At 73.8% G+C, this 7,294-nt stretch carries 6 protein-coding genes and 1 pseudogene; 6 read left to right on the top strand and 1 reads right to left on the bottom strand.

Going from position 1 to position 7,294, the window contains the following annotated elements; genetic code table 11:
* Window positions 1–142: 142 nt before the first annotated feature.
* A pseudogene (locus ACFXA3_RS26690) lies at window positions 143–631 on the top strand (sensor histidine kinase); the annotation flags it as partial.
* Window positions 631–1,260 carry a response regulator gene (locus ACFXA3_RS26685; RefSeq protein ID WP_385190847.1) on the top strand — a complete coding sequence of 210 codons (630 nt, stop codon included), beginning with the start codon at window positions 631–633 and terminating at the stop codon, window positions 1,258–1,260. The pseudogene ACFXA3_RS26690 and the gene ACFXA3_RS26685, both read left to right, overlap by 1 nt.
* Before the next feature lie 127 nt (window positions 1,261–1,387).
* Here the strand turns inward: ACFXA3_RS26685 and ACFXA3_RS26680 are convergent, their stop codons facing one another.
* Entirely contained in the window at window positions 1,388–2,875 is a 1,488-nt protein-coding gene (locus ACFXA3_RS26680) for a PLP-dependent aminotransferase family protein (protein ID WP_385190846.1), read from the bottom strand.
* A gap of 86 nt (window positions 2,876–2,961) precedes the next feature.
* Between ACFXA3_RS26680 and ACFXA3_RS26675 the strand changes: the two genes are divergently transcribed.
* The 4 genes from ACFXA3_RS26675 to ACFXA3_RS26660 all read left to right on the top strand — a co-directional run bounded on the left by ACFXA3_RS26675 (window position 2,962) and on the right by ACFXA3_RS26660 (window position 7,146).
* Entirely contained in the window at window positions 2,962–3,201 is a 240-nt protein-coding gene (locus ACFXA3_RS26675; protein ID WP_385190844.1) for a hypothetical protein, read from the top strand.
* A complete protein-coding gene (locus tag ACFXA3_RS26670) occupies window positions 3,150–3,779 on the top strand; it encodes an NTP transferase domain-containing protein (RefSeq protein ID WP_385190842.1) in 630 nt (209 codons plus the stop codon). The genes ACFXA3_RS26675 and ACFXA3_RS26670 overlap by 52 nt, the downstream gene beginning before the upstream one ends.
* Window positions 3,780–4,053: 274 nt before the next feature.
* Window positions 4,054–5,682: a malate synthase A gene (aceB, locus tag ACFXA3_RS26665; protein WP_385190841.1), complete on the top strand. Its 1,629-nt coding sequence runs from the start codon at window positions 4,054–4,056 to the stop codon at window positions 5,680–5,682.
* Window positions 5,683–5,955: 273 nt separating this feature from the next.
* Entirely contained in the window at window positions 5,956–7,146 is a 1,191-nt protein-coding gene (locus ACFXA3_RS26660) for a GDSL-type esterase/lipase family protein (RefSeq protein ID WP_385190839.1), read from the top strand.
* Window positions 7,147–7,294 lie beyond the last annotated feature (148 nt).

The following is a 7,294-nucleotide window of genomic DNA, read 5'->3' as shown; positions in this document are numbered from 1 at the left end:
GGCGGTGCCGGCCCGGGGGGGGCGCCCGGGGTCGCCGGCAGGGCGGGGCGACGCCTAGGCCGCCGGCGCAGCGGGCGCAGCCGCCGCCGGCGCGGCCGGTGCAGCCGCGGAACATCCTGTCGACCCCCGCGCGGCAGCGCTGGCGCACATCGGCGCGGCCCGGGAGGCCGCCCAGGAGAACCTCGCCGAGGCGCGCCGCTTCGTACGGGCGCTCACCCCGCCGGACCTGGAACACGGCTCCCTCGCCGCCGCGCTGGAGCGGCTGTGCACGGCGGCTCCGGGGCCGCGCGTCCGCTTCTGCCTCAGCGGCACGCCGCGGGTCCTGCCCACCCCGTACGAGGTGGCCCTGCTGCGGATCGCGCAGTCGGCGCTGGCCAATGTGGTGCGCCACGCGGGGGCCGGGCGCGCCGAGATCACCCTGACCTTCATGGACGCCTCGGTGACGCTGGACGTCGTGGACGACGGGACCGGCTTCGATCCGTCGTCGGCGCCCTCCGGCGAGGGCGGGTTCGGGCTGCCGGCGATGCGGTCCCGGGCCGAGACGCTGGGCGGGCTGTTCACCGTGGAGTCCGCACCGGGCCAGGGCACCGCCGTGGCCGTCACCCTGCCGCTGCCCCTGGAGGCACCCTGATGACGATCCGCCTGCTGCTGGCCGACGACCACCCGGTGGTCCGGGCCGGGCTGCGCGCGGTGCTGGACACCGAGCCGGACTTCACGGTGGTCGCGGAGGCCGCCACGGCCGAGCGGGCGGTGGAACTGGCCGCCTCCGAGCCGGTGGACGTGGTCCTGATGGACCTCCAGTTCGGTACGGGCCTGCACGGTTCGGCGGCGACCGCGGCGATCACCGCCCGGCCGGGGGCGCCCCGGGTCCTGGTGCTGACCACGTACGACACGGACGCGGACATCCTGGCGGCGGTCGAGGCGGGCGCCTCGGGCTACCTGCTGAAGGACGCCCCGCCGGAGGAGCTGGCGGCCGCCGTGCGCACGGCGGCGGCGGGGCAGTCGGCGCTGGCCCCCGCGGTGGCGCTGCGCCTGATGGACCGGATGCGCACGCCCGCGGAGTCGCTGACGAAGCGGGAGCTGGAGGTGCTCCAGCTGGTCGCGGACGGGCTGTCGAACCAGCAGATCTCGAAGGAGCTCTTCCTGAGCCAGGCCACGGTCAAGTCCCACCTGGTGCACGTCTACGCGAAGCTCGGCGTCGACTCCCGCACCTCGGCGGTGGCCGCGGCCGCCACCCGCCGCCTGATCCGCACCCGGTAGCCGCACCCGGTAACCGATCGCCGGAGACGGCCCCGGCGGCCGACGCGCGCTTCCGTACGCCGGCCTGATCCGAAGGCCCCGGGGCCCCGCCAGGACCGGCCGGGCCCCCTGGCCCGAAAGCCGCCCCCTAGGCCACCCAGTGCGGCCGGTCCACCGCCGGAGCGAGCGGAACCCCGTCGTGGAAGGCCGCCGCGAGGCGTCGTACCGCCTCGTCCAAGCGCTCCGGACCGAGCGTGTACGGGATCCGCAGCCGGTGCTCGAACGTCCCGGGATCGACCCCGAAGCGGGCGCCGCGCCCGATGTGCACCCCGTCGGCCGCCGCCCGCTCCGCCAGCGCCGAGCTGACCGGCTCCCCCAGGTCCACCCAGAGGGACAGCCCGCCCGGGGGCAGCTGCCACGACCACTCCGGAGTGTGCCGCTCCAGGGCGCGCACGAGTGCCTCCCGCTGCCGCCGCAGCTGTGCGAGGCGGTCCGGCAGGGTCCGGTCCAGGCCGTCCAGCAAGGGTAGTGCGACCAGCTGGTCCAGTACCGAGCCCGTCATGTCGGCGGCCACCTTCACCGCCGCCAGCTCCGTGATCATCTTCGCGGTGGCCCGTACCCAGCCCACCCGCAGCCCGCCCCAGTGCGTCTTGCTGAGCGAGCCGATCGTCACCACGTGGTCCGCCGTGCCCCGGGGCGCCAGCGAGGCCAGCGGCGCGGGCGGCGGCACGTCCAGGGCTATGTCGGCGATGGTCTCGTCGACCACGAGCCAGGTCCCGGTCCGCCGCGTCGCCGACAGCAGCCGCAGCCGCTGCTCCGGCGGCATGAGCAGGCCCGTCGGGTTGTGGAAGTCCGGGACCGCGTACGCCAGCCTCGGCACGGTCTGGCGCAGGGTGGACTCGGCGATCTCCATGTCCCAGCCCGCGTCGGACACGGCGATCGACCCGGTGCGCAGCCGCGCGTGCCGCAGGGCGTCGAGGGCGTTCGCGTACGTGGGGCTCTCGGTCACGACCCGGTCCCCCGGCCCGCACAGCAGGTTCACGACCAGCGAGAACGCCTGCTGGGCACCGGCCGTGACCAGGATCTGCTCGGGGCGGGTCGCCAGCCCGCGCCGGGTGAACCGCTCGGCCACGGCGCGGCGCAGGTCGGGCAGCCCGAAGGGGTGGTAGCCGGGGCTCCGGGCGAGTCCCGGCAGCCTGGGCGCGGCCCAGGCCAGGGCCTCGGCGAGGCTGTCCGCGGGGGCGCCCATGGCGGCGATGGCCAGGTCGATGCCGGGGTCGCCGTCGGCCTGGTAGCCCCCGGAGCCGACGATCAGGTGTGCGCCGACCGGGCCGTGGCCGTCGGGGAGTTCGGTCCAGGTACCGGAGCCGCGCCGGCTGCGGACGTAGCCGCTCTCGCGCAGCAGGTCGTAGGCCCCGGTGACGGTGGCCCGGCTGGCGCCGAGCGCCTCGGCGAGCTCGCGCTCGGCGGGCAGCCGTACGCGCAGGGCGATCCGGCCGTCGAGGATCAGGGTCCACACGGCGTCGGCGAGGGCCCGGTATCCGGGGCGGGCCAGCACCTCGGAGGGCAGCAGTGCCGCGAGCTGACGACTGCCGAGGGTTCTGTCCGCCGTCTGGACGACTCGCCCGTTTGCCATGCCAACCTCCCCTGATTGGCTTTGCCGACCAGGCCAATCGGCCTTCAGACTCGCGGTATTGGCCCCCGATTGGCAAGGAGACCGCCATGACGTACCCGCTGACCGACCGCGCAGAACGCGCCCTGGCCGCTGCGGCCGAGCACCGGATCTCCGAGCCGCTGCGCCTCGGGGCCGCGCTGGCGGCCGTACGGCGCCTGCTGGCGCGGCGGCCCCGCACGGCGGCGCAGACGCGGCAGGCGCAGGGGCGGCAGGCGCAGGGGCGAGAATCGCTGTCATGCCATCCCACGCGACCCCAGCCCCCCAGTCCCCGCCCCCTGGTCCCGTGATCGCGGGCCTGCTCCTCGCCGCGGGCGGCGGGCGCCGGCTGGGCGGCCACCCCAAGGCCCTGCTCGCCCACCACGGCCGCCCGCTGGTCGAGAACGCGGTACGGGTGCTGCGCGAGGCGGGCTGCGGTCCGCTCCACGTGGTGCTCGGCGCCTCCGCGGCCGAGGTCCGCGAGCGGGCGGACCTGACCGGCTGCGTGGTCGTGGACAACCCCGACTGGGCGCAGGGCATGGGCTCCTCGCTGCGCGTCGGCCTCGCCTCGCTGGCCGGTACGGGGGCCGACGCGGCCCTCGTCTCGCTGGTGGACCAGCCGGGCATCGGGCCCGCGGCCGTGGCCCGGGTCCGGGAGGCCTACCGCTCCCCCGCGAGTCTGGTGGCCGCGGCCTACGGCGGGGAGCGGGGCCATCCGGTGCTCTTCGGCGCGGACCGCTGGGCGGACATCGCGGCGACGGCGACGGGGGACAAGGGCGCGCGGGTGCACCTGACAGAACACGCGGACGAGCTCACCCTGGTGGAGTGCGGGGACGTCGCCGAGCCCTTCGACATCGACACCCCGCCCGACCTGGCACGACTGGCTTGAGCGGCGGTCGGGTCGCGGATGAGCGGGCAGTGACGGACGTGGCACTGAGGGCCACCGGGCGCCGGGGTCTGTCGACCCGGAGAATCTCGACATCAACAAACCATTGAACTTCCACCATAAGGAAATTACTATCCACTGGTCAGAAGCGCCCTGAACCCCCAGACGGCGCCCGCGACCGTATCCCGGAACTCTCCACACCCGGCGGCACTGCGTGCCGCCCTGCGCGAGCATTCCCCCGCGGCCGCCAGGCACCGCCGCTGAAGGAGTGACAGATATGTCCGCACCAGCGCCGTCATCGCCGGCCATCGTCGACGCCGAGCACCTGCCCCGGCAGGACGAAGTCCTGACCGAGGCGGCCCTCGCCTTCGTGGCCGAGCTCCACCGGCGGTTCACGCCCCGCCGCGACGAGCTCCTCGCCCGCCGCGGCGAGCGCCGCGCCGAGATCGCCCGCACCTCCCACCTCGACTTCCTCCCGGACACCGCACAGGTCCGCGAGGGCGACTGGAAGGTCGCGCCGGCGCCGGCCGCGCTGAACGACCGCCGCGTGGAGATCACCGGCCCGACCGACCGCAAGATGACCGTCAACGCCCTGAACTCGGGCGCCAGGGTCTGGCTCGCCGACTTCGAGGACGCCTCCGCTCCCACCTGGGAGAACGTCGTCCTCGGCCAGCTCAACCTCATCGACGCCTACGAGCGCCGCATCGACTTCACCGACCCGCGCACGGGCAAGTCGTACGCCCTGAAGCCGGCCGAGCAGCTGGCGACCGTCGTGATGCGCCCGCGCGGCTGGCACCTGGAGGAGCGTCACCTCCAGGTCGACGGCCGTCCGGTCCCCGGCGCGCTGGTCGACTTCGGCCTGTACTTCTTCCACAACGCCAAGCGCCTCATCGAGCTCGGCAAGGGCCCGTACTTCTACCTGCCGAAGACGGAGTCGCACCTGGAGGCGCGCCTCTGGAACGAGATCTTCGTCTTCTCCCAGGACTACGTCGGCATCCCGCAGGGCACGGTCCGCGCGACCGTCCTGATCGAGACCATCACGGCCGCGTACGAGATGGAGGAGATCCTCTACGAGCTGCGCGACCACGCGGCGGGCCTGAACGCGGGCCGCTGGGACTACCTGTTCTCGATCGTGAAGAACTTCCGCGACGGCGGCGAGAAGTTCGTCCTCCCGGACCGCAACGCGGTCACGATGACGGCCCCGTTCATGCGGGCGTACACCGAACTCCTGGTCCGCACCTGCCACAAGCGCGGCGCGCACGCCATCGGCGGCATGGCGGCCTTCATCCCCTCCCGCAAGGACGCCGAGGCCAACCGGATCGCGTTCGAGAAGGTCAAGGCCGACAAGGACCGCGAGGCGGGCGACGGCTTCGACGGCTCGTGGGTCGCCCACCCCGACCTGGTGCCGATCGCGATGGCCTCGTTCGACGCGGTCCTCGGCGAGAAGCCCAACCAGAAGGACCGGCTCCGCGAGGACGTCGCGGTGGCCCCCGGTGAGCTCATCGCGATCGACTCGCTCGACGCGAAGCCGACGTACGAGGGCCTGCGCAACGCGGTCCAGGTCGGCATCCGCTACATCGAGGCCTGGCTGCGCGGCTTGGGCGCCGTCGGCATCTTCGGCCTGATGGAGGACGCGGCCACCGCCGAGATCTCCCGCTCGCAGATCTGGCAGTGGATCAACGCCGGTGTCGTGTTCGAGCACGACGGCGCACCCGTGACCGCCACCGCCGAGCTGACCCGCGAGATCGCCGCCGGGGAACTGGCCGCCCTCCGCGCCGAGATCGGCGAGGAGGCGTTCGCGGCCGGAAAGTGGCAGCAGGCCCACGACCTCCTGCTCCAGGTCTCCCTGGACGCCGACTACGCGGACTTCCTCACCCTCCCGGCGTACGAACAGCTCGTCGGCTGACCACCCCGCTTCGGCTGATTCGCACAGCAGTCGAACCGTCTCCGCCCCCGCTGCCCCAGGCACCGGGGGCGGAGTCGTTCCCGCGCCCGCCGCCGGGCGCCCGGCGCCGAACGACCGGTCGGTCGTTACGTCATCGTAATCTGCGGCTACCTAGCGGTAACAACGTGCCCCATGTCACCTTTCCGATGCCACCGGCCGGCGGTACCCCCACTTCCCCAGCCATGCACCGGAGTTCACTCCGGCTTTGCCATGGCCTACCGCAGGAGTTCCGCAGTGATCGGATTCCGCAACGCCAGCAAGGACCGGTCCCGCAGTCGAGTGCGACGACTCGCCGGGGTCGGGGTGGTTCTGCCGCTCGCCGTCGGCGCCCTGGTCGCCGGTTCCGCGGGAACCTCCGTGGCCAGCCCCGGGACCGGGCCCACCGCCGTGGTGTCCATGGGCGACAGCTACATCTCCGGCGAGGGCGGCCGCTGGAAGGGCAACAGCCTGACCAACACCGGCAATCGCACCGGGACCGACCGCGCTTGGGTCTCCGGGAGCACCTACGACCCCACGAAGGTGTACGGGACCACCTCGGACGGCTGTCACCGCTCCGACTCCGCCGAGGTCAGGAGCGCCGGGTCCGTCGCCGACGTGGCCGTGAACCTGGCCTGCTCCGGGGCCACTTCCGAGAACGTCTTCCGCGCCTCCAACGGCGGCGTGCCCTTCAAGGGCGAGGCCCCGCAGGCCGATCAGCTCGCCGCCGTGGCCGCCGCGAACAACGTCAAGGTCATCGCCCTGTCCATCGGCGGCAACGACCTCGGCTTCGCCGACATCATCAAGGACTGCGCGCTCGACTTCGTCCTGTGGAACTCGTACTGCTACGACGACCAGCAGGCCGGGGTCGACCAGAAGATCGACGGCGTCATGGCGAACGTCGGCAAGTCGGTGGACGAGATCCGCGCCGTGATGCGGGCCGCCGGGTACACCGACTCCTCGTACCGGATCGTGCTCCAGTCCTACCCCTCGCCGATCCCGCGCGGCGCGGAGAACCGGTACACCCAGAGCGACTGGAGCCGCCTCAACACGGGCGGCTGCCCCTTCTGGAACCGGGACTCGGACTGGGCGCGCGACTCGCTCGTGCCCCAGCTCGCCAACCGCCTGAAGGGGGTCGCCGCCGCCAAGGGCGTGCAGTTCCTGGACCTGCGGGACATGCTGCAGGGCCGTGAGGTGTGCGCGAAGGCCAGCAAGCTGGTGAGCACCTCGGCGCCCGCGTCGGCGAAGACGAGCGAGTGGGCGCGCTGGATCGACAGCAGCGAGACGCAGGGGCCCGTCCAAGAGGACATGCACCCCAACTACTTCGGCCAGCTCGCGGTCGGCCGCTGCCTGAACCTGGCGCTCGCCCAGCCGGCGGCCTCCGCCTCCAGCTGCAAGAACACCCCCGGGGCGGACCAGACGGGGATGTTCCTGACGTCCGCCCCCTGAGCCGTGCGTGCGGAGTGAGGGGGCCCCCCGGGGCCGCCCCCGGCGGCCCTTGCCGGGGGTGCCCGTCCCCCCGCCCCCCCCCCGCGCAGGTTCCCCCGCCCCCGCGTTGCCACCCCCGCCCCCCCCACCCCCGTCCGCCGCCCCCGCC

It is taken from the genome of Streptomyces sp. NPDC059456 (genome assembly GCF_042750055.1).
GTDB lineage: Bacteria > Actinomycetota > Actinomycetes > Streptomycetales > Streptomycetaceae > Streptomyces.
This window is presented reverse-complemented; position numbering and strand designations above follow the sequence as displayed.

Coding starts and splice junctions, on each gene's coding strand:
- aceB (WP_385190841.1), top strand. CDS start 4,054: ATGTCCGCACCAGCGCCGTCATCGCCGGCCATCGTCGACGCCGAGCAC.
- ACFXA3_RS26675 (WP_385190844.1), top strand. CDS start 2,962: ATGACGTACCCGCTGACCGACCGCGCAGAACGCGCCCTGGCCGCTGCG.
- ACFXA3_RS26685 (WP_385190847.1), top strand. CDS start 631: ATGACGATCCGCCTGCTGCTGGCCGACGACCACCCGGTGGTCCGGGCC.
- ACFXA3_RS26670 (WP_385190842.1), top strand. CDS start 3,150: ATGCCATCCCACGCGACCCCAGCCCCCCAGTCCCCGCCCCCTGGTCCC.
- ACFXA3_RS26680 (WP_385190846.1), bottom strand. CDS start 2,875: ATGGCAAACGGGCGAGTCGTCCAGACGGCGGACAGAACCCTCGGCAGT.